The organism is Pseudorhodobacter turbinis, assembly GCF_005234135.1.
Classification (GTDB): domain Bacteria; phylum Pseudomonadota; class Alphaproteobacteria; order Rhodobacterales; family Rhodobacteraceae; genus Pseudorhodobacter; species Pseudorhodobacter turbinis.
Genome location: NZ_CP039964.1, coordinates 1,349,828 through 1,372,226, shown reverse-complemented (window position 1 = coordinate 1,372,226; position 22,399 = coordinate 1,349,828). Strand labels below are relative to the sequence as shown.

Below are 22,399 nucleotides of genomic sequence, written 5' to 3'. Positions count from 1 at the left end.
TGGTCTTTCTGTTAGCGCATTCTGGGGTCAAGTGCTGCATAAAGCAGGTCGACCACGATATTGGACAGGACGATGAACAACCCACCCATCAGCACAACACCGATGATAATCGGGCGGTCTTGGTTGCGCACGGCCTGCACCGCCAGCGCACCTACGCCCTGCAAGCCATAAACCTGTTCAATTACAATCGCGCCGCCCAACAAAATGGCGATATCCGCGCCAAGCTGTGTGACAAGCGGCGTCAGGGTGGCGCGTAAGCCGTGCTTGTAAACGACCTTGCGCTCGCTCAATCCCTTGGCACGGGCGGTGCGGATGTAATCCTCGCTGAGGACTTGCAGCAACTGCCCCCGGGTCAGCCGGGCATAAATCGCTGCTGTCACCAGCGCCAACGTCATCCACGGCAAAGCCAGATACCACGCCCAGATCAGGGGATCGTCAAGCAAGGGTCTATACCCGCCCGGTGGGAACAGCGTAAAACCCGCTTTGCGTGGCAGAAAATACAGCGTGTAAAGCGATAACATCCCCAGAACAAAAGTTGGAAATGACAGGCCCAGCAAGATGAACACTTGCCCCGCGCGATCTTTCCACGTTCCGGGATAGCGGGCCGACATGATGCCGATGGGCACCCCTAGCGCCAACCAAAAGACCACACCTCCTAGCACCAAGGACAAGGTGGCGGGGATCCGACGCAAAATAATTTCCGTCACAGGCTGCTGATTGCGATAGGAGAATCCCAAATCACCCTGCAAAGCGCGCCCGGCAAATCTGAAATATTGCTCGATCATCGGCTTGTCTAACCCAAGGTTCTGGCGCACCTGCTCCAACTGCGCCGCGCTTGCCTTTTCGCCCGCGACAATACGGGCCGGATCACCGGGTGCGACAAAGAACAAAAAGAAGACAAAGATGCTGAGCGTGAACAGCACCATCAGGCCAAAACCAAGGCGCTTTGCAATGAAACCTGCCATGCTTTTACCCCTTTGCCTTGGCCATGGCGTGCTTTGCGATACGGCGGCCTGCTGGGTCCAGCGCGTCGCGTAGTCCGTCACCCAAAATATTGAATGCCAAGGTCGCCCCTAAGAGCGCCATGCCGGGAAAGAACACCATCCACCAAGCCACAAGATACATCGAATTCGCCCCCGCCTCAGCCAACATGCCGCCCCATGACGGCGTAGGGGGGGCGATTCCCATGCCGAGGAAAGACAGTGTCGCCTCAAACACGATGGCATTGGGGATCATCATTGTAGAATAAATAATGATCGGCACCGACAGATTAGGAAGGATGTCTCGTAGCAGGATAGAGCTGTGACTTGCGCCTAGGGACCGACTGGCCTGCACAAAATCACGCCGCGCCAGCGATGCTGTTTCGGCTCGTATGACACGGCCTATCGGTGTCCATGTGAAAAATACGATCACACTGACCGAAAGCAAAAGCGATGCGCCAAACACTGATACCAGCGCCAGCGCGCACAACAGGAATGGCACCGACATCACAAGATCCATGAACCGGCCCAGCACCGTATCCAGCCAGCCGCCAAAATACCCCGCCGTCATGCCGATGGTAACCCCGATTGTCGCGGCTGCAATCGATGCAATCACTCCCACCAGCAAGGACACCCGCGCACCATACGCGATACGCACTAGGATATCGCGGCCAAGCTGATCTGCCCCGAACAGAAATTCCCCATTCGGGCCAACCGGCAGCCCAACAGGCGACATGGCAATGTCGCGGTATTGGTCAATCGGGCCATGTCCTGTCCATTCGGCAACCGATGGAGCCAGAAGCGCAAATGCGAACAGAAAGACGATGAAGAGAAATGCTGTCAGGCTAGCCGGGTCGCGCATTAACCTGCGAAACGTCAAGCTGGCAGAGGAACGCTGCACAACCACGGGGCCGGTTTCGTCTTCGGTGGCAACCTCTGTATTTGTCATGCTGTGCCCCCGTCTATGATTTCCAAAAGCTTGCGATCAGTGTCGAGCGTGGGCGTTGGTGGCACATGGGACGCCGCCAACAGCGTGCGAGTATAGTCTTCACGCGGGCTGTTGAATATGTCTTCGGTTTTGGCCATCTCAATGATCCGCCCGCCATCCATTACCGCAATCGTGTCACACATATGACGCACCACCGTCAGGTCATGCGAAATGAACAAATAGGTCAGGCCCATTTCGTCTTGAATATCTTGCATTAGGTTCAAAATTTGCGCCTGAATCGACACGTCAAGCGCCGATACCGGTTCATCTAGGATCAACAGATCCGGCTGCAACGCAAGGGCGCGCGCAACGCCGATCCGCTGCCGTTGCCCCCCGGAAAACTCCGATGGAAAGCGGTTGTAATGCTCAGGGTTTAAGCCAACCAATTCCATCAACTGACAGACCTCGCGCTTGCGCACAGCACCCGATGCAAGGTTGTGAATGCGAAACGGCTCGCCAATAATCGCCCCCACACGGCGGCGCGGGTTAAGCGAGCCGTAGGGGTCTTGAAACACCACCTGCACCCGCTTTCGCATTGCGCGCCATTCGGGGGCGGTCAAGCTGCCCACGTCTTGGCCATCAAACGAGATGTTGCCCGAAGTGATCGGTATAAGCCCGGCAATCGCGCGCGCCAGTGTGGATTTCCCACAACCGGACTCGCCAACAATGCCCAGCGTCTCGCCGCGGGCTACGTTCAGTGAAATGCCTTTCAACACCTCCAGTTCGCGGGCCCGCGCAAAGCCGGATTTGATCTTGTAGGTCAGCCGAACGTCTTTAACTTTTAAAAGTGTCGCTGCCTGCTGCGCTGGCTTTGGTGCCGCCTGTTTGGGATTGCCGGGGGCTGGTAGCTTTGCTTCAAAATGGCAAAGCGCTGCGGTGCCGTCGCTGTAAAGACGCAGGGGCGGCGGGTCGGTTCGGCAAATCGCAGCCACCTGGTCGCATCGTGGGGCGAAAATGCAGGCGTGGGGTCGTGCCAAAAGGCTGGGCGGACGCCCGGCGATGGAGACCAATGCATTGCGCGAGTCTGCGGCACCGGGTGACGAACGCAGCAGACCCATCGTGTAGGGATGTGACGGCGCGCGAAATACAGCGTTGGCAGGGCCAATTTCCAAAGGGCTGCCCGCATACATCACCATAACATGATCCGCGATCGAGGAAAGCAATCCCAAATCATGCGTGATCATAATGATGGTCACGCCCAATTCATGCCGCATCTGGCCCAACAGCGCCATGATCTGCGCCTGAACAGTCACATCCAGCGCGGTCGTCGGTTCATCCGCAATAATCAAGGCTGGCCGCAATACCAGCGCCATCGCGATCATCACGCGCTGGCGCATCCCGCCGGAAAACTGGTGCGGATAATCATCAAGGCGGTCTTCGGCATCCTGAATACCAACCTTGGTCAGCATTTCGGCCGCGCGACTCTGTGCGTCACGTTTCGACACGGTTTCATGGGTGTGGATCACCTCAGTGATCTGCTGGCCAATGGAATAATAGGGGTGCAGGCTGGACATCGGATCTTGAAAGACCATGCCAATATGCTTACCACGCAGGGCGCGGCGCTCTGCCTCGGTTATTTGCAGCATATCGCGACCGTCAAACAGGCATTCGCCCTCAATTTCGACGCCGGGAAGCAAGCCCATGATCGCCTGAGTCAGCACACTTTTGCCAGACCCGCTTTCGCCCGCGATACCAAACAGGCTGCCCGCCTCTACCGAGAATGAGATGTTCTTGGCAGCATAAAGCATGCCATCCTCGGTTGGAATTCGGATGTTGATATTGCGTGCTTCGATCAGGGGCATGAAAGCACCTTTGACTTTTTGGGAAAAGGGTTGCGCCGACAGGAGTTCCCCGTCGGCGCAATTTGATATCAGCGATCCAGCCAAACATTGGTCCAATCCCCATTCGCACTTAGCGCGTAGGGCTGGAAGTTTTGGGTGGCTTCGCTGCGATAGACTACCACGTTTTGCGAGTTGATGGGCACAATCGGTGCATCGCCCATCACGATGGCGTCCACCTCACCCCAGAGTTTTCCAACATCTTCGGGTGTGGTGGCATTGGTCGCTTCAGCTGCTTTGGCGTTGGCCGCGTCATTGTTGTAATCGGTGTAGTTGTAAGTTTGATGGCGGCCATCAAAGCTGAACTGCGGCTGGAAAACCGAACGCGCAGCACCGCCAGCCCAATCCGGCGACCAGCTGACCGGGGCAATATCCCAACCGCCAGACGTGGTGTTTTCCACACTTGTCAGGAATTTTGGGTAATAGTCAGCAGCCGAAACCGGGATCAGTTCCAGCTCAATCCCGGCCTTTTTATAGGCGGCTTGGATGGTCTGGGCGATAGCGGATTCGTTGTTCAGGCTGCGGAACGGCATTTTCAGGGTCAGCCCATCTGGAAAGCCTGCTTCGGCCAACAGCGCCTTGGCTTTTTCCGGATCGCCCTTGTGGTCCGGCGATGGATACAGATCAAAGTCATGATAGCCAAGGACGCCCGGCCCGAAGATCCCGTTTTGCGGCGCGGCCACATACGATCCGCCCAACTGCTGGACAATCGCCGCCTTGTCGATGGCATAGTTCAAGGCCTGACGTACTTTCACGTCGCGCAGCCCGCCGTTATTGTTATTTGACAACGTGTTGATAAAGATAAACGATGTGCGGCCAACGGCAACCGCCATCACCTTATCGTCGCCCGTAGCCTGCAGCATTGGCAACAGGGCAGGTGGCACCAGAATGTCAAAAACCATATCGGCATCGCCGGCTTGAATCTGTTGGATCGCAGCGTCTGGTTGCAGGCCCAGTGTCATCTCAATTTCATCGACATAGGCTTTGCGCAATGTATCGCTCTCGGCATTCCACGCGGCGTTACGCTTTAGCTTGAGCAGTGTATCGGGAATATATTCCGCAATGGTATAAGGGCCTGATGCAATAAAGTTGGACCGATACTCCGGGCCGTCGGGCATGTAATCCAGCACCTCGACCGGGGCAGGGGCAGCGGCGGAAAGCGTCATCATATAGATGAAATCGCCCGCCTGCTCTTTCAGATTCATGATGATTGTCTTGTCATCGGGGGTTTCAATGCCCGCGATATCATTGCCCTCAATATAGGCCTTCATTGCTTCAACGGTGGGTTCCACCTTTGAAAACCCGTCGCAGAACGTATCAAGCCCATCAATAAGCGAAATGTAATAGGTCAGGAACGGGGTGCCAAGTGCGGGGTTGCACGCGCGCTTAATACCGCGTTCAAAGTCAGCCGCCGTGATGGCCCGCGCGCCCGATGGGGCATCCCAAGCCACGCCATCGCGCAGCGTGAAGGTATATGTAAGCCCGTTGTTGGTGGGCTGCGGCACTTCGGTTGCAAGATCGCCCTGCGGGGCAATACGAGTCAACTCATCAGTAGAGGATTCGTAGCTGATCAATGTCCGCTGGGTCGCGCGCACGAAGCTGTTTGCGGTGGTGGTCCCAACACTTGTCGGATCATAGTGATCAAGATCGCCCGAACCCAAAATTCGCAATGTTCCCCCTGTCTGTCCATCCGCAAAGGCCGGAACGCTTGCGCCCAAGGTAAGCAGCAGAGCGCTGGTCATCATCAACGCCGATGCCTTTGATTGATCGCGTAATTTTGTATTGTTCATATTTGGCTCCCCCTACATATATTATATGTCGACACGCTTGCAGGATGGCGAGATTCTGTCAACAATTTTAATCGGCTCCATGGAAATGTCAGAGCAAAACAGCGTTGTTGCAGAACCCTGTCTGTGGACGATTCACACTGTGACTCCAAGGGGTTAGGCAGGCTGCATGAGCAAGCCATCACCCGCCCGCTACCGCACCACGAACTGGTCCAGCTACACCGCGTCACTGAAGAAGCGCGGGTCGTTGCTGATCTTGCTAGACAAGGAGATGACCTGGCTCGCGCCGCATGACGGGAGCCCCGGCCATCGAAGCCAGGATGGTTCACGCTGACGATGACGCGGCGTGCGCAAACAAAGCGTGAGGGGCGATCAAGGCCTGCGGCGTGGCAAGAGGCCGTCTGGTTGACCCGGACCTCATAGCCGCGGTTGGCTTTTGTGTGGGACGAAGTCCCGTAGGCAAGTTCGACGAAGTTGGTGCCGTTTATGTCGAAGACGTCGAGCACCAGACAGGGGCGGTGCTTGGGCAGACCGTCAGCGCTTCTTGATCCATTAGATTGTGTTGCAGCGCGTCGAGCACGCGCCGCTCCAGTTCGGACTGACCAATCGTTGCCATGTTGCTGCACACCGCTTTGCCCTTGTTGCGCGCGGTTGAGCAGCCAAATTGGCTTTGCGATACTTTGGCAAAGCCGCCGCCGCAGCATCCACACACCAACAAGCCTGAAAACAATGTCTTTGGTCTGCGCCGGTCCCAAACCGCCGTGCCTGTGTTCTTGACCTTCATCGCCCCCTGACGGGCGCGCACAGCGTCCCATAGATCTTGGTCGATGATGCGCAGTTCCGGCACCTCCGTGATGACCCAATCCGCTTCGGGATTAAGCCGCGAGATGCGTTTGCCGGTCTCGGGGTCTTTGACATAGGTAAGCCGGTTCCAGACCTAGCGCCCGATATAGAGAGGACCATCTCGTGGCACTGGAAAGATCCGACATGGCGGCGTAACAAAGACAAATCAGCCTCCGGAAATCCCGACACGGTTCAGTTTGGCAACCTGGAACTTAGCAACAAGTAACCATACAGTCTGTTGAGGTCGGCTGACTTTTTAGGCACATGCGAGGAACGTAATGTCACATCCATTGCAAGGTTTTCAAATCCAAGGCGTTAACATCAAGTGTTTTGATGACAGTGGGAGTGGGTTTTTCTCTTTTTCTCCGATCTCAGTCGTTATTGGAAAAAACAACTCTGGCAAGTCGACTGTTATTGATACTCGCGCCCGGCAGCGAGCTTACTTCTCGTGTTGCCAAGAACGCGGTCGAACCTTTACATGGCTCGAGGAAATTCTCGCGCCGGTTGGTCACCAACGTATTGACGGTGCCACAATCGTCTAATCTTGTTCAATTCCAGCCAACTGTATACTGCCCAGCTACAGTGCGAAAAAGCAGGCCTTTTTATGCCGGAAATGGGACCAACCAGTCCACCTGAGTATGTCACGGCACTTGACCGTTTATGCAAAGAACATTTGGCTAGGTATTCCATGACATGTGGCCACCACGATTAGGTGATCTGCGAGGCACATGATGTGATCACACCTCGTTGCTCAACGTTGGCGGCTGAGGTGGCTTTGTCTATGGGAGAGTCTACCCTCTTTCATGTGGCATATCCTTTTCTCAGCAGGGAATCGACGCCCCCTGAACTCCGCGATGTTATGCTGCCCCTCAGGGCATCACCAACTTTCGCGTGCTTTTCTTCGAGGGATTCAAGAAGGCTGTCCCGAAGCTTTCCCGCATGATCCAAGGCTCAACCTCGACTTTCGAACGCTGTAAGAAAGCCAGAAGCAACATCTGTTTCAACACTATGCTGAACAGCTTACCAGTGTTCCGAAACCGTCGTGGGGCGTTACTCGCTTACGATGTTGTCTCTTTCGACAAATCAGTTTCCTCAAGGCGAGAAACAATCCTCCGCAAAAGACTTGAAACATAGTCAACTTCCGACACTTCAATATCGTATGCGTCAACTCCATGCGCAATTCTATTGCGCATTTCTAGCGCGGTCAGGAGCGCGCGAAAATCACGATCGTCAATTTTTTCATCAACCCTGAGGCTTTCGAGCAGTCTGCGCACTGAAAAGTATCTTGGGTCTTCCTTATCCACCCGAGAAACAGAGCGAGCAATGCTCTCAAACTGCGCCCACTCGTTGATGAGTGCTAGCTTCATAATTTCGTCGGATTGCTCCAGGGAGACACGTTGAGTGCGGTCTCTAAGATATGATATCCCGAATAAGGACACCACGGACATTACAGCGCCAAAGAATGCAATCATCAACCCCATTTGTACTTCGCGAGACAGGTTGATGTCCAGAAGAATATAGGCAACGTAGAATACCCCAAAAAGGGCCGTCAATGCTCCCGCAAATGCGTAAAACTTTAGGACGAGCTCCATATAAGACCGCTTGCGCAGTTTTTGCCGGAGCATTTCCTGCTCAGCAAGTGCCATCTTAAGATCGTCTGAATCGCTAAACGGCATCTTATACATCCATGAGAACGGACACGGTGATAACCACCGCAGTCACGACTAAGAGCAAGGCAAAGAGCACGAGGTTGTTGCCGTCGGTCAATTTATCCGAATTGAAAAAGAAGCCGACCAACAACGGCAGTAATGATCCCGCAACTCTGGTTACCACTCTCCAAAATTTCCATTTCTTTTTTGTCGGCAGCCGCTTCTTGAAAACTACCGCGTCATTAACCATGCCCTGAGTTATTTCGGTGGGACCGTTATCTGAGTTCATGCTTGCTTCGAGGCGATAGCTTTCTGATATCAGTTCATCCAGGTAATCAACTGTGGCTGCACGCAAGCGGTCTTTGGCTGGCTGGCTGAAGCCGGCCAAAGATTCATCACTTAATGTAACTTCATTCGACATAGTTATATCCGAGCCAGCTATCCTTGCTACTTTCTTCGCAGAAAGTGGGTTGCAGGTGAAGCTATATCTTACATTCAACGCCTGACCGACCGCCAAGGGCCGTTCACGTCAGTTGATACCAAGCGCGGAAATCCCCCTTGCGCTCAGCACGTCGGCTCTATTATGCTCTGTGAGTGATACACAAGACCAAACCAAGCCCACTTTCCGACCAAAAATAAACGTTATATTTCAGACAATTGTGCGACAAGTACTCCGATCCCTACCGCTGGAGCTAAAGCTGGCAGTTTGACTATATCCCACACCTTAGCGCAGGTAGATTGCGGCGGTTGCGGCCCCCCGCAACCAACTTTAGCGAACTTTCGACTTTACCCAAACCCGCCTCTCCGGCGGGTTTTGCTTTGTTCAGCATCTCCAAGAGCTTACCGCGCAGCTCAAGCTCGTGATGCTTGGCCTCCGCGTTCCAGTTCACAACAACCGTGTCGATCATTTGGTGTAGCTCGTCGCTTGCGCGTCCCGCTACGGCCTCATTTGACAGGGTTGCCGCAAGATCATCTATGTGCGCTCTGTAGAGGGCAGGGAGGTCCGCCGGGAGCGTGACTGGTTCAGGGTTGATGGCCTCGCGTTTGGCGCGCGTTGCTTCGAGATCAGCTTCTAACTCTTTAAGGCGCTGTTTGAATGAAGCCAGGCCATCGCCATCCTCGACTGATCGCACGATGTTAGCGATCTTCGTCTCCATCTGGTGAATGTTGCGGTCGTGCAATTTGAGCACTTTGCCGTTCTCTTTGTCTTCCGCCTTTTTGCGTGCCAGAAACTTTTCCCGAAAATCTGCATAAGCCTCATCCTGCATTAGCCCAAACTTGAGGCCCGAGAGAATTGAGGTGGCCGCATCGTGCTCCTTGAGGCCACGCATTCCGGTGCAGACAGAAGCGCCTTTCTCTTTGGCGTTGGCGCAGTAGTAGCGGCGCGCTTTGCCGCTGCCCGCTAGACGAAGCGCACAACATACTTTCTCAGCAATCCAATCGCGAATCAGAGAGTTGGAAAGACTATCGTTTGGAGTTATTCGAAGAGATAATCAAAGAAGGCCGCAAGTTCGGCATATTCATCACGCTCGCGAGTCAAAGGCCCGCAGACATTTCTCCGACCATCGTTTCTCAGCTACACAACTATTTCATTCATCGCCTTGTAAATGACAGAGACCTCGCGCTCCTCGAAAATACGATTTCCACGTTGGATAGTATTTCCCGAGGACAGATACCCACTCTACCACAAGGCGCTTGTGTGGTCACCGGAACTACTTTTGATATCCCAATGCTTATGCAGATCGACAAGCTTCCAAAGGAACGCGAACCGGATAGTAGCGACGTGGACCTTGACGAAATATGGGGGAATTAAGAATGGTGAAAGAAGTTTAGATTAGCCACCTTACAGCCAGCACCAGATTTAATTTGTTAGGGGAGCGGTTCGGCTTTTGCCCGCGCGCATAACTTACTTCGCGCCAGCAGCGAATGGCCGCTTTCCGCCCAAACGAGCTAACGATTGATGGTCCAGTAGCACACCATCCCGGCAGCAAATTTTTTCTCCGGAAACTTTCGATCATTCAAATTATGGTCTCTGAATTGGCGTATCCATTTTCTCGTCTCCACCACCAAGGAGATGAAAAATGGATGGTTCACACTTTGAGACACGTTACCCTGTTGTCCTGCGCTTTGAGGGTATCGGCCCAGAAAACCTTGCGGGCTATGAGAAACATCGCAAGCGGGTTGGTGGCGATATTGGTCATGTCCTCAAGTATCCCACCGCCACGGACGCGGGGGCTAAGATCCTCCGACCAGCCGGCAATGTCGATCTCGGCGGTGCGTTCCGGCGCACCGGTCTCAGGGATGGGGTGATGGTGCATGTCAGGGAACACGGCATGTGCAGGCGCATGTTGCTGGTCGTAGCGGCGGGGCTGATAATCAGTCTACTGGAAGGCCGGGGGTGGGCCTTCGCGGCGGTGGTGAGCGAGGTCTGCAATGCGAACAACGTGTTGGTTCGCTGCAGTTGCTCCCCAGGCCACTGTGGACATCACTCCAAAAAGCGTCTTTTTGAGAGCGGATTTACTTGTGCAGAGGATGTGCCTCTGTAAGGGCATATTCAACTACACAAGTTATGCAAAAGGGCCAGCGTGATGCTGGCCCTCTACTCTTGTGTTCTGGCAGGGATGTACTCATGCCAAACAGGTATTAGCTAGCCAACGCAGTGTTCAGGCGTTGACGCAATTCGGAATCCAGAAAGTCCTTGCCGCCGGTCAGCAGGCCTTCAATGCGTGCAGCTTGGTCTGCTGTCAGATTATCGAAAGATGCGCTTGGCAAAATGTGATTTGCCTGTACTGCTGCAGCGTTCGACAGCGTGGTTGTCGAGGTCATTGCGGATACGGAACCAGCAGCTGCAAGGCTAAGGACAGTTGCGATCAAAATGCGTTTCATGGTGTTTTCCTTTTCATGTGTATATCTAAACAGCCAGCGTCTTTGGCTTGGTGATATACAGATGCGCCTTGCCGTATCGCTTTACAAATCACATGCCGCTCACGGCACATCACGCACATTTTTTCACACGTGTAGCCATCTACATGGTCAGGGTTTAAATAGCGCAAATACCTAAATTTACAGTGTAAAATGGAAATTTAAGTGCTGTAACTTGTTACAGAAATTCACAGCCCGATTGCTTTCAGGCATCAAACTTACCCGCTAACAGCGTCTGTGCATTTACGCACTCTTCAACGGATTGTCACTTGATACTTTGTGCCTATACCTCGGCACAAACCGCGAGCACGCAGATATAAGGCAAACCAATCTCACGCCGGGGACACGTAGGGATCGCGACACTAAGCTCAAGTGATGTGCAAGCGCAGTTTTGCGAAACGGGCAACGTTGTCTCGGCAACTTTCAAGACCGCAAGGCAGATTAGCTTCCACTCGAGTGCGCTTCAAGACGACCGTTCTTGAACGCAGTGAATGTCCACTCTGAGCCAAGCAAGTCGACCTTCTGTGAAGGTTCTCTTGTTACCTGACGTCTCTTTGGGCAATCATTCGCAGCGTTTCAGCCACCAGTATATCATAGCACTCATTCTCAAGGTCACGCTCAGTCTTGGAACGCAACCGGTCGGTTGGTTCCCACGGAGCATAATCAGTCGCAACTTTTGAGTTTATATTATTTGTATTCATATTCTCAGCCAATTTTTTCTGATGGTGCATGTCGGTTTTTAAAACTATGCCTAGCTGGCTCGCCTTTGGTAAACAAAGAGTTACAATGCCCGTCTAATATTCAGGTTGTTGTTTTATTGACTCTTTCTGTGTTTTTGTCAGCGGTCTCATCGGTGCCGATAGGTGGAAAATGATGTTCAGTGCCCTGCATGTTGTGCCAACACTTTCCATAAAAACTAAACTTGGAGCACCCCCACAACCCCTGCTGGTGGAATCCCTATACGGGGCAGTGGTTGTTCGGTACAAACCTTGAAGTGCAGCCCTCGGCTGTAACTCGCTCATCGCGCGTGTTTTGGCTGGACGATGTCGCCAAGCCTGACCATATCCAGCAACTGATTAATATTTGTGAGTTATAAAGTCAGGATGTTCAATGGTGGATGATCTACACAGCACTCAGTCTTTGGATGAACTGGTAACATTTGTTTGCGCGCAGTTAGGCTGTGCAGGCATATTGGTTACACACACGACGGCGGCGGGACAGGAGATCCTGGCCAACTCAGGCCTAACCGTGCCTGCGCGCTTTAACGGCTCAATACCCTTGAGCCATTCGATTTGTCATCATACCGTCGCAATGGATTTTCCACTGATTATCGATAATACTATCACCCATCCATTGTTGCGCGACAATTTGGCTTTTCAAGATTTAGGAATAGTGGCTTATCTTGGCGTACCGGTGCATGGACATGAGGGCAAAGCCATAGGCGTTTTTTGTGCGGTGGAGCTAAAACAACGGCGCTGGTCTGCCCGAGATATCGAAATTATTACACAAGCAGCCCAGCATGCTGAGAGACTGCTTGTCGGATATTTCAATCAAAAGATGGGTACAAAACTGACTTCTAAAGTCAGGCCGAAAATGGCGCCCGTTGATGCACAAAAGCTGGCGTGAAACTTATCTATCCGGACTATTCCAAATGCTACTTTATGGGACAGCCAGGTCCGACGCCTTCCCAAAATGGTCGTTTTTGACGTCTTATCCAGCTGCCTATGAAAAAGGTTTACCTCAAAGGCTTCGTAATAATCCTACGCTCAGCATCAAGCCGGATCATGCCCCCAAATTGAGTTTTGTTCCCAACGCTAAGCTCCGCGCCGGCTGGTAAGTAAATAAGCCAGCGATCCGAGGCGACAAACCCGTCGGTGTAAACGGTTCCATCTGTTGCTATAATCTCAGCCCCTTTTGGCAAAGGTTGATTTTCAATACGATTGCCAACTGCCGCCATGCAGCTTTCGAATGCTTTGACGCTGCCGTCACTGTGGGTTTGCAGGGTTATCGGATGAGTAGCATCACATCGCCATTCATTTTCCAGACCTTCACCAATACCCGTCAGGCGGATATTGAGAGGCGTGTAATCCAATATGCTAAATTCTTCATCGGTTTCTGTTGTGATGTAACGCTCTGCGAACAGTGCATCGGTACCACTAATGCGTACCGGATGAGGAAATTTGGCTTCTCTGAAGGTTTCGAAATCGTAGGGGGCATTTACTACCAGCTTAGTACCGGCTGGCATATCTATGCCTCCTATAAAGCTATTTTCAGACAGCACCGGTTCAAACTTCATTTTAAAGTCGGCAGCCTGCTGATGGAGATCGTAGTGATACAAAGCTGTGAGACAACTCATCGCCGCAAGAATGGCATAGACCAAAATACGCCATGGACCCAACCGACGTCGCGCCTTTGCGCTAAGAATGATACGTAGTGTCCAAACCAGCCAAGCCAGAGTGGCAGCGTAAAAAGCAAACATGATAAAGATGGCTTCGAGCGACAGAACTGGAATGGGTATCATAAGATGCTCCAAGAATAGACCTCGTGGCGAGGCCATCAGGTTTGGGCGTTCATTAGCTTCAATGTTTCAAGATGACAAATCTGCGTAACGAAGAACCGATTGGAGATGCCAAAAACCCTCGTTTTGGAACATGCGCAAACCACCCCGACTAACGCTGCCACAAACCCATCCCGTTGTTGAAGGTTTTTGGCTCTCTCGTGATAGCAGACCTTAGCTGCATAGCTGAAATTCGGAAAAGAGGCCTCGAACCTGCCGTTAGCCGCGCTGTCCATGAAGGTTCGATTCGGAAGCGGCGGCGCTATGTGCCGCATCGCGTTCGGCCCATTGGCGCTTTCATCGAGCGCGTATCGTTTTGTTCCGCTTCCTTCAGACGGCTACTGGACCTCACCCCAGAACAGAGGTGGTCCTGGATTTTCGACCAGTATGCAGCCTTGTTAAGATGGATCAGGATTTCATTTCAGGCCGCTAATCTCATTGGTTCTGTCTTGCTGGCATATGCCTCGTCAGGGGTCAAGATTCCGTGCGTCGAGTGCGGGCGTTCGCCGTTGTAATAGGCCAGCCACTTTCTGATACCAGCCTTTGTCTCTGAACCACTTTCGAAGGCATGCAGGTAGACGCATTCATACTTCAATGACCGCCACAGCCGTTCGATCATGCGATTGTCGCGCCATGCGCCTTTGCCATCCATGCTGATCTTTACCTTTGCCTCGGTGAGCACGTCGATCCAGTCGCCGCTGGTAAATTGGCTTCCCTGATCCGTGTTGAATATTTCCGGCGCGCCGTGTTTGGCCAAGGCCTCTTTCATGGCCTCGATGCAGAACCCCGCGTCCATGCTGTTCGATAATCGCCAGCTCAGAACCTTGCGATTGTGCCAATCCATGATCGCCACCAGATACAGAAAGCCACGCTGCATCGGGATGTATGTAATGTCAGCGCACCAGACCTGGTTCGGGCGGTCGATCACCAGATTGCGCAACAGATATGGCCAGATCTTATGCTGCGGATGCTTTTTGCTGGTGTTGGGTTCCTGATAAATCGGAACCAGACGCATAAGACGCATCAATCGCCGGACACGGTGACGGCCACATTGGTGATTATTGCGCTTCATGTATCGAGCCATCTGGCGTGACCCATACCATGGCGTTTCCAAAAACTGCTTATCAATGATCCCCATGAACCGCAGGTTCTCGGCACTCTCGCCCTTTGGCTCATAGTAAAGACTGGACCGCGTCAGCGTTAGCAGGGCACATTGGCGGCGGACGCTCAGCTTGTGGTCCTTGCTCACCATTTCTTGCCTCGCGTCCCGAGAAGTTGGTGCGAGGCATCGGCCAAAAAATCTCGCTCCACCACGAGCTGGCCAATCTTGGAATGCAGCTTATCGACTTCAGCCGCGTTAACCTGTTCTGGTGCAGCACCTCGGCGCGTGAATGCCGTCGCCATATTTTCTATCGCCGCCCGCTTCCATGTGCCGATCTGAGTCGGATGAACGCCGTATTTCTTGGACAGCTCTGCCAGCGTCATCTCCTCACGGATCGCTTCAAGCGCAACACGGGCCTTGAATTCTGGCGAATGGTTCTTTCGTTTTGTCATTTTGGATCGTCACTTTCATCATGCGATCCATCTTAACAGCCGGTCCGAATTTCCGCGACCACCTCTGATCGTGATGCCATGGTTGTTCCGGGCCATGATCCTGAAATCATGGAACGCTTTCCCCCGGCCACAGATGAGCTGAAAGGCATTGTGGCGCGGCTTGACTAGCAACTCTACCTATTAGGTCGTCGGGAGCCGCCTAAAGCCGCTGCATAGGCCGCCGGGGGTGAAGAGTGCTCACCTTGAGTGTTCCTGAAGGGCAACTTTCCTCTCGGCGTTTCCTGATTTGGAGAAAAGTTTCCGGTCAGGAACATTCCTTGCTATGCTGGTGAAAAGCTGATAAAAGTTCCCGATCGGTTACCTTTGTCGTGCTTGTGCTGCGACTAATGTAAATATTCCCGATTGGTAACATTCAGGAGGCCTAATGCAAACCATGGGCGAGGCGGAAGCACAGTCATTCGGGTTGATGATCCGGAGCCAGCGAAAGGCCATGGGCCTTCGGCAGGAAGATGTGGCTCTCGCAACGGGCGTAGGCAGGCGTTATCTCATTGATCTTGAGGGGGGGAAGCCTACCGCTCGGCTCGGTCCGGCCCTGATGATTGCCCGCCATCTTGGTATCATTCCCGGACTTGCCAATGCCATGTCCGCTAAGGGGGCTGACACCACGGCGACCATCTTGCCGTTCTTGGAGGACTGAATGCAGATATTCTTTGAGGGCAGGAAGGTCGCCATGCTTGTGCCGTCGGACATCGGCCCCTCCCTGATGTATGATCCGGAATGGCTGCGTCTGCCGGGGGCGTTTCCGATTTCCACGCGCATGCCGCTTAGAGAGGCGTCTTATGCGCCCTCGATCGTGCTGCCTTGGCTCGTGAATATTCTGCCCGAAGAGGAAAATCTGGAAGCAATCGCGCGGCTAACTGGGGTCGCCAAAGCAGACGCACTTGGCATTCTTGCCGAGATTGGCCGCGATACGTCAGGGGCGCTGTCTTTTGCCGAGCGCGGCACTGCGCGCATGAATTACCGCGCGGTGGAAACCAAGGACGAGCTCGAGCGCATCATCAATGAACTGCCAAGCAAACCCTTTCTGGCGGGCGATGATGGGGTATCTATGTCGCTGGCCGGCGTCCAGACCAAAATTGGCGTTCATATCGACGATCAAGGCCAGATCAGCATCCCGATCAACGGGTCCCCATCCACATGGATCCTCAAACCGGATACAGACCGGCTTTGGGGCAGCGTCTATAACGAGGCATACTGCCTAAGGCTGGCCTTGAATTCCGGCCTGAACGCTCCGGCAATCCGCATCGGGCGTGCGGTCACTCGGAAATTCATCCTTATCGAGCGCTACGACAGAGTAAGGGAGGGGGACGTTTGGCGCCGCATCCATCAAGAGGACATGTGCCAGGCCCTTGGTCACTTTCCTTCTACGAAATATGAATTGAACAAAGCTGGCCGCCGCGGGCCAGGTCTTCGAGACATCGTCGCGGTTTTGCGCGATCAATCAGGCCTGCCAGCGGTGCTATCGTTCCTGAAATATACGATTTTCAACATTCTGGTTTGCAACACCGATGCCCACGCTAAGAACTATTCGATCCTGATCCGTAGTGATGGCGTGGTCTTGACCCCGATCTATGACGTCATGTGTGCCGCGGTTTGGCCAAAGGTCACAAAGTATCTGGCCGTTTCGATTGCCACAAAACGGGACGGTAATCATTTGATGGGCAGACATTGGCAGCGTGAGGCGTTGCTCTGCTCCCTTGGTGCGCCCGCGCTTATCCGGATGGTAACAACACTTTGTAACGACGTCGAAAAGCAACTTGACCGCACCTTTGATGAAATCGTCGGGATGGATGCCGAGGCACGCGCCATGGCCGAATGTTGCCGCGACGAGATCCGCGCGCGCATCGGGCATGTCAGAGCTGGCCTGAAAGAGACAGAAGAGAACCTAGGCGCCTGGGTTGAAGCGTTCACCGCAAAACAAGCTGCGGCTGCAGAGGGCATGAAAAAGGCCTGACATGGACCAGCTGCACCGAGGAATGCCGGAAGGCACATACACTTCTGCCGCTCTGGCGGCTGCATCACCCAAGTCAAGCCTTCAGCCTCGTTTGCTCCCCCTGGGTTTACGTAAGGCGGGCCCGCAATGCGGTAGATGACGGCAACGTTATTTTGATCGTTCTAATCGCCCCCGTTCTCAGGTTGCGACAGCGCGAAGGGCAGCTTCGCCCATCATTTCTTCCATTGTCGCATGTCCGTGAGACCCCTATAAAGTGTGGCATCAAACTGTGGCTGCCCCGCAAGCATGAACGACACGATGCCCATATCTTTCAATAGTTTACATATAAAACAAGACGGATCCGTTCCCTACCGCCGCGGCAAAGTGTGGGCAGTTTGACTATATCCCACACCTTAGCGCAGGTAGATTACGGCGGTTGCGGCCCCCCGCAACCAACTTTAGCGAACTTTCGACTTTACCCAAACCCGCCTCTCCGGCGGGTTTTGCTTTGTTCAGCATCTCCAAGAGCTTACCGCGCAGCTCAAGCTCGTGATGCTTGGCCTCCGCGTTCCAGTTCACAACAACCGTGTCGATCATTTGGTGTAGCTCGTCGCTTGCGCGTCCCGTTACGGCCTCATTTGACAGGGTTGCCGCAAGATCATCTATGTGCGCTCTGTAGAGGGCAGGGAGGTCCGCCGGGAGCGTGACTGGTTCAGGTTTGATGGCCTCGCGTTTGGCGCGCGTTGCTTGGAGATCAGCTTCCAACTCTTTAAGGCGCTGTTTGAATGAAGCCAGGCCATCGCCATCCTCGACTGATCGCACGATGTTAGCGATCTTCGTCTCCATCTGGTGAATGTTGCGGTCGTGCAATTTGAGCACTTTGCCGTTCTCTTCGTCTTCCGCCTTTTTGCGAGCCAGAAACTTTTCCCGAAAATCTGCATAAGCCTCATCCTGCATCAAGCCAAACTTGAGGCCCGAGAGAATTGAGGTGGCCGCATCGTGCTCCTTGAGGCCACGCATTCCGGTGCAGACAGAAGCGCCTTTCTCTTTGGCGTTGGCGCAGTAGTAGCGGCGCGCTTTGCCGCTGCCTGCCACGGTAAGATTACCGCCGCATTGGCCGCAGCTCATCAAACCGGACAGCAAGTATTTACGCCGCCGAAATGATTGCCCGACCGAGAGGCCTTTCTTGTCCGTGGCCGGTTTGGCGCTGCGCACCTTTCTGTGTCCCGCTTGCACGGCTTTGACGGCATCCCAGAGATCTTGGTCGATGATGCGCAGGTCGGGCGCGTCTTGGATCTCCCAGTCTTCGACGGCGTTGAGACGTGAAACGCGCTCCCCTGTGTCGGGGTGTTTAGAATAGCGCAGCCTGTTCCAGACCCGACGCCCGACATAAAGCTCATTATTTAAGATGCCGGTGCCGCGGGTGGGGTTGCCGTTGATTGTGTTTTGCTTCCAGTGGCCGCTGGTCGCGCGTTTGGTGTTGGCGGCAGGAGACGGGATGCCGTCTGCATTCAGCTGTGCCGCGATCTTGAGTGGTGACACGCCGGACGCGTATTCAGTGAAGATGCGGCGCACGATGGCGGCTTCGTTGTCGTCAATATCGACGTGACCTTTTTGAACCAGACCATCTTGTCCGATGCGGAGGGCATAGCCGTAAGATTTGCCGCCTGCGCTTTGGCCGCGTTCAAACTTTCCGCGCAGACCGCGCCGTGTTTTGAGGGCGAGGTCTTCAAGAAATATCTGTGCCATCGTGGACATAATGCCGATGTCGAGCAGGCCGAGTTTGCCTTTGCCCAGTTGGTGAAGTTCAATGTCTGCGAAGGTCGCGGCCTTGTAGAAGTTCGAGGCCCGTTCAAGATCACGGCCAAGGCGATCGACGTGTTCGAACAGAACAATATCAAAGGAGCGTGCGTGAACTGCGTCCAGAAGCGCCTGAAACCCGGGCCGGTCCCGCAGGGCGCCAGACATCTTGGCGTCGGCGTATTCTTTGACCACTTCATACCCGTTGCGTTCTGCGTGTTTGCGGCATTCGCTGAACTGATCATCGACAGACTTGGGGTTTTGCATGTCCGAGGAGTAGCGCGCATAGATTGCCACGCGGGGCTTATCAGTCATTCAGATTCTCCTTGTGTCATGAAGCTGCGGCAGGTGCGGAAGAAATACAAATTCAATTTGAGCAAAGTATGGAGGCAGGCGCCTTAGTCCGGCCAGGATTGCCTCTATTATCCATGTCACTGCGTTCGGTGTTTCTTCCTTCGTTCCGTCCTTCTGGGTGGCCCGCTTGGCGGCGACTTCGGCAATCAGGTCGATCAGATTTGTGAGGGTCATGTGCTTCTCTTTCGGTTGTGGACACCGAAAACCAACAACACGATGAGAACACTGGCCTGCTACGGTTGGTCGTTTACGCCCGCACAGAGTTGATCTGTGCGGGCGTTTTTGTTTTGCGGGCGGCCGATATCTGTAGCAGCAGAAGGTGGGGGACCGGCGCGCCCTGACGCAGGATGTCTAATCCTGCGTGTCTCGGGAGGTCAGAGCGTTTGGCGCAGCTCTGATAAAGCAGTCTCGGCGTGCATAAGGTCGTGCACAGCCATCAGTGTCTCGTGCAAATCCAGCAGGATAAAAAATGCCCGCGCGCAGTCCTGCGCTTGTTGCGTCTGGCGCGCCTCATTCCAGCAGGCGGGGGCTGACACATTGCATTCGTCGTAGTCCACATGTGAGATCACTGTCGTGCCACCTTCGATATGGCGCGACAGAACGTCGATCTGCACATCGAGTTCGTCCACCATCGCTTGGGTGAAGATTTTGCGGTTCTCAATCGCATCGACAAGCCGCTGAAACCCGACGCGTTCCTTTGGGTGGATGTTGTGCAAGATGTCCTGCTGGATTGCGGTGAGGCAGTCACGCGACTTGGCAAAGGCTGATGCCGCCAGGGCGTCGATGTTGTCGTAAGTGATGGGAAGAAGTTGGGTCATGAAAGACCTCCTTTAAGTTTGGGTGGGGTGGCTTCGCGAGATGCGCGGTTCCGCAAAAGGAAACCGTGCTCTTCGCGCTGCCAGCGCTCTTGTTCTTCTCTATGCTCCCGCAGGGCCTCGGCGTGGATGTCTGCTTCTGCATGAATGCGCGCGCGCACATCGTTCATGCGCTCGATCAGCGGTGGATCAAGGCGACCGATGAGTGTGCCGCGATTATCACCGCCATCGAAGCCAGGATGGTTCACGCTGACGATGACGCGGCGTGCGCAAACAAAGCGTGAGGGGCGATCAAGGCCTGCGGCGTGGCAAGAAGCCGTCTGGTTGACCCGGACCTCATAGCCGCGGTTGGCTTTTGTGGGGGACGAAGTCCCGTAGGCAAGTTCGACGAAGTTGGTGCCGTTTATGTCGAAGACGTCGAGCACCAGACAAGGGCGGCGCTTGGGCTGTACGGACATGCGGTTGGTTTCCATTGCGCGTGGGTCAAATAAGCTGGTCGCGACGCTTATCAATGAACTGACGCGTCAACACACCGAACTGACGGTCGATCAGGTAATCGTCGATATGGGAACGGTCCCGGACAACGAGTTGTTCAACGCGTTGCGCGAGGTGGCCGGGAATGGCGGCGTTACCGATATCAAGTCGCTGATCGCGAACACGCCGCAGCCTCGCGGGCAATTAGGGTACGAGCTGCACCGAATTGGCGATGCTCAGGCCAGCCGGAACATCCACACCGCGATCTATGACGCGTTTCGGCTTTGCCACCAGTCATGATCCATTAACATTTTCGAAACGTAGTCGCCACGACTGAGCACCAGCCGGTCCTTTACCCAAATGATCTGCGACCGCTCATTGAGGAGCTGTGACTGAATCTGGTGTTTGGGCGGTTTGAAGGTTGGCGGCGTATCTGGTTGCTTTGTTGTTGAGAGACAGCAGCCCAACCAAAGGAGATACACCACCATGGAAACGACTAACATTGTTGAATTTGCGCGTCGAGACGGGGTGACGGACGCACTGACGGATTGCGGTGCGGGAAAGCTCTCAGTTCTCTCCGATGTCGGTACGGCGATTTTTGGGCTATCAGGAAGGCGACGCTATCGATTGGGTGGTCAGAGATCGCACGCGCCGGATCCGCATCGAGAAGGTGATCTACCAACCGGAATCCTTTGGTGACCTTCACCTCTAGGCCCTCATCCATCAATTTCCTCAAATCAGCCCCCTTGAGAATGACGATCGCTCATCCGCTGCCCCCTTCTCGGCGTGTAAACACGCCTTCCAGCCAACGGATGCTTCTGAACCCATTTGTTCAAAGTCGAAAGACCCACGCCCAAATCTGATGAAACTTACGGTCGTGGTAGGCGACTTGTAACCGCACTGCATCACGCCGAAACGCGTCTGTGTATCTCGGTGCCATTCTTAATCACTTTCATAGCAAACATTGCTCGAAAGAGACAGGAACTAAAACGGGGCACGACCAGAGGTTGCGTCAGAGTTAGGCGCTGGCGCCAGTCCGTTGCACGTTAATCAACCCAGCGGTGGCGAGAACACCAGCAATGAGTGCTAGGAAGAACGATAGGACTGCCCCCAAGGGTTCTAGCAGAACTGCAAGCACAAACGTGAACGCAACAGGGCTGAGAACCCCCAGTATAACAGCTCGCAAGGTCGATATTACCATAGCCGCGCCGGAGCGGTGATGAATGGTCATCGCAATGACGGTTAGGCCGATGGGATATGAAATAAGCAACCCTGCCCATACAGATCCCAGCCGCCATGAAGCTGCAGTGACCCCCGCTACGAGCAGGCCTGCTGCCACGCCTCGTACAACCAATAAGGTCAACGTGCCTCTGGCGCGGCCTGGCGTGAAGGGGCGCAGGAACCGCCGCGAACAAAAGCGAACGGCGATCATTGCAGGCAGGAAAATCAGCAATCCGGTCCATGGTGATGGTGGAATCCAGGATAAAACCCAAGCGCACACCACCCACGCCAGTGTGGCCGCGAAAATGGCCGCACGGGATTTGGCCGCAACAGCGATATACCCTATTAAAAATGCCTGTGTCGCAGTCAGAGATATCAGGGAAGCGGCCGCCGCATTGGCACTGAATGCAACACTGTGGTCGCGCACAATAAAGAAAAAAGCTGGACCGATAACGATCGGCAAGCCTGCAAGCGCGCCGCCGATCTTCGGGCCAAGCCGCTCAACCGCCAACGTAATGCCAATGACGATGCCCGCCGTTGAAAGAACGCGAACCAAAAGTTCGATGGCCAGATCAGTAGGCATAATGGTCAGTTCCTTATTGTGAAGTATGTGACGGTTTCATT

General features: G+C 54.1%; 21 protein-coding genes and 1 pseudogene. 6 read left to right on the top strand and 16 right to left on the bottom strand.

What is annotated here, in order from left to right; translation table 11 throughout:
* Window positions 1–11: 11 nt before the first annotated feature.
* From EOK75_RS06585 to EOK75_RS06570, 4 genes are all read right to left on the bottom strand, one after another.
* Window positions 12–965 (bottom strand): ABC transporter permease, encoded by a 954-nt coding sequence (locus EOK75_RS06585; RefSeq protein ID WP_137193124.1) that lies wholly within the window; start codon window positions 963–965, stop codon window positions 12–14.
* Between the two features lie 4 nt (window positions 966–969).
* On the bottom strand, window positions 970–1,929 hold the full coding sequence (locus EOK75_RS06580; protein ID WP_137193123.1) for an ABC transporter permease: 960 nt from the start codon (window positions 1,927–1,929) through the stop codon (window positions 970–972).
* Window positions 1,926–3,770, bottom strand: coding sequence for an ABC transporter ATP-binding protein (locus EOK75_RS06575; protein ID WP_137193122.1), 1,845 nt, complete (start codon window positions 3,768–3,770; stop codon window positions 1,926–1,928). Before EOK75_RS06575 ends, EOK75_RS06580 begins: the two co-directional genes overlap by 4 nt.
* A gap of 68 nt (window positions 3,771–3,838) precedes the next feature.
* A complete protein-coding gene (locus EOK75_RS06570) occupies window positions 3,839–5,596 on the bottom strand; it encodes an ABC transporter substrate-binding protein (protein ID WP_205965438.1) in 1,758 nt (585 codons plus the stop codon).
* Between the two features lie 166 nt (window positions 5,597–5,762).
* Between EOK75_RS06570 and EOK75_RS06565 the strand changes: the two are divergent.
* Window positions 5,763–5,900: pseudogene (locus EOK75_RS06565) on the top strand (IS5/IS1182 family transposase); the annotation flags it as partial.
* A gap of 177 nt (window positions 5,901–6,077) precedes the next feature.
* Here the strand turns inward: EOK75_RS06565 and EOK75_RS06560 are convergent.
* The 4 genes from EOK75_RS06560 to EOK75_RS21060 form a co-directional block, all read right to left on the bottom strand.
* Window positions 6,078–6,440, bottom strand: a complete 363-nt coding sequence (locus EOK75_RS06560; protein ID WP_205965437.1) for a recombinase zinc ribbon domain-containing protein — start codon at window positions 6,438–6,440, stop codon at window positions 6,078–6,080.
* A gap of 1,054 nt (window positions 6,441–7,494) precedes the next feature.
* Window positions 7,495–8,112 carry a hypothetical protein gene (locus EOK75_RS06555; protein ID WP_168199166.1) on the bottom strand — a complete coding sequence of 206 codons (618 nt, stop codon included), beginning with the start codon at window positions 8,110–8,112 and terminating at the stop codon, window positions 7,495–7,497.
* Window position 8,113: 1 nt separating this feature from the next.
* A complete protein-coding gene (locus EOK75_RS06550) occupies window positions 8,114–8,506 on the bottom strand; it encodes a hypothetical protein (protein WP_137193120.1) in 393 nt (130 codons plus the stop codon).
* A gap of 289 nt (window positions 8,507–8,795) precedes the next feature.
* Window positions 8,796–9,416 carry a hypothetical protein gene (locus tag EOK75_RS21060; protein ID WP_205965436.1) on the bottom strand — a complete coding sequence of 207 codons (621 nt, stop codon included), beginning with the start codon at window positions 9,414–9,416 and terminating at the stop codon, window positions 8,796–8,798.
* Window positions 9,417–10,166: 750 nt separating this feature from the next.
* Between EOK75_RS21060 and EOK75_RS20775 the strand changes: the two genes are divergently transcribed.
* Window positions 10,167–10,631: a hypothetical protein gene (locus EOK75_RS20775; RefSeq protein ID WP_168199165.1), complete on the top strand. Its 465-nt coding sequence runs from the start codon at window positions 10,167–10,169 to the stop codon at window positions 10,629–10,631.
* Between the two features lie 97 nt (window positions 10,632–10,728).
* Here EOK75_RS20775 and EOK75_RS06530 read toward each other — a convergent pair whose 3' ends face one another.
* Window positions 10,729–10,971 carry a hypothetical protein gene (locus tag EOK75_RS06530; protein WP_137193118.1) on the bottom strand — a complete coding sequence of 81 codons (243 nt, stop codon included), beginning with the start codon at window positions 10,969–10,971 and terminating at the stop codon, window positions 10,729–10,731.
* A 1,146-nt stretch (window positions 10,972–12,117) separates the two neighbouring features.
* Here EOK75_RS06530 and EOK75_RS06525 point away from each other — a divergent pair.
* Window positions 12,118–12,633, top strand: coding sequence for a GAF domain-containing protein (locus EOK75_RS06525; RefSeq protein WP_137193117.1), 516 nt, complete (start codon window positions 12,118–12,120; stop codon window positions 12,631–12,633).
* A gap of 109 nt (window positions 12,634–12,742) precedes the next feature.
* Here the strand turns inward: EOK75_RS06525 and EOK75_RS06520 are convergent, their stop codons facing one another.
* Together EOK75_RS06520 and EOK75_RS06515 are read right to left on the bottom strand one after the other, a co-directional pair.
* Window positions 12,743–13,528 (bottom strand): hypothetical protein, encoded by a 786-nt coding sequence (locus EOK75_RS06520; RefSeq protein WP_137193116.1) that lies wholly within the window; start codon window positions 13,526–13,528, stop codon window positions 12,743–12,745.
* A gap of 457 nt (window positions 13,529–13,985) precedes the next feature.
* A protein-coding gene (locus EOK75_RS06515) for an IS3 family transposase (protein ID WP_137193115.1) occupies window positions 13,986–15,118 on the bottom strand; the annotation gives its coding sequence in 2 pieces (ribosomal slippage) (window positions 13,986–14,839 and window positions 14,839–15,118; 1,134 coding nt in all).
* 424 nt (window positions 15,119–15,542) lie between these two features.
* Between EOK75_RS06515 and EOK75_RS06510 the strand changes: the two genes are divergently transcribed.
* Both EOK75_RS06510 and EOK75_RS06505 read left to right on the top strand, forming a co-directional pair.
* Complete coding sequence (locus EOK75_RS06510) at window positions 15,543–15,815, top strand: helix-turn-helix domain-containing protein (RefSeq protein WP_205965435.1); 273 nt, start codon at window positions 15,543–15,545, stop codon at window positions 15,813–15,815.
* A complete protein-coding gene (locus tag EOK75_RS06505) occupies window positions 15,816–17,132 on the top strand; it encodes a type II toxin-antitoxin system HipA family toxin (RefSeq protein ID WP_137193114.1) in 1,317 nt (438 codons plus the stop codon).
* A gap of 378 nt (window positions 17,133–17,510) precedes the next feature.
* On the opposite strand, the gene EOK75_RS06500 is transcribed toward EOK75_RS06505, so the two are convergent.
* From EOK75_RS06500 to EOK75_RS06485, 4 genes are all read right to left on the bottom strand, one after another.
* On the bottom strand, window positions 17,511–19,226 hold the full coding sequence (locus EOK75_RS06500) for a recombinase family protein (RefSeq protein ID WP_137193113.1): 1,716 nt from the start codon (window positions 19,224–19,226) through the stop codon (window positions 17,511–17,513).
* Complete coding sequence (locus tag EOK75_RS06495; RefSeq protein WP_137193112.1) at window positions 19,227–19,439, bottom strand: hypothetical protein; 213 nt, start codon at window positions 19,437–19,439, stop codon at window positions 19,227–19,229. It lies immediately after the preceding gene.
* A 200-nt stretch (window positions 19,440–19,639) separates the two neighbouring features.
* A complete protein-coding gene (locus EOK75_RS06490) occupies window positions 19,640–20,083 on the bottom strand; it encodes a hypothetical protein (protein ID WP_137193111.1) in 444 nt (147 codons plus the stop codon).
* A complete protein-coding gene (locus tag EOK75_RS06485; RefSeq protein WP_168199164.1) occupies window positions 20,080–20,538 on the bottom strand; it encodes a hypothetical protein in 459 nt (152 codons plus the stop codon). The genes EOK75_RS06490 and EOK75_RS06485 overlap by 4 nt, the downstream gene beginning before the upstream one ends.
* Between EOK75_RS06485 and EOK75_RS06480 the strand changes: the two genes are divergently transcribed.
* Entirely contained in the window at window positions 20,537–20,854 is a 318-nt protein-coding gene (locus EOK75_RS06480; protein ID WP_137193109.1) for a hypothetical protein, read from the top strand. The genes EOK75_RS06485 and EOK75_RS06480 overlap by 2 nt on opposite strands.
* Window positions 20,855–21,572: 718 nt before the next feature.
* On the opposite strand, the gene EOK75_RS21055 is transcribed toward EOK75_RS06480, so the two are convergent.
* Complete coding sequence (locus EOK75_RS21055) at window positions 21,573–22,358, bottom strand: hypothetical protein (protein ID WP_205965434.1); 786 nt, start codon at window positions 22,356–22,358, stop codon at window positions 21,573–21,575.
* Window positions 22,359–22,399: the final 41 nt, after the last annotated feature.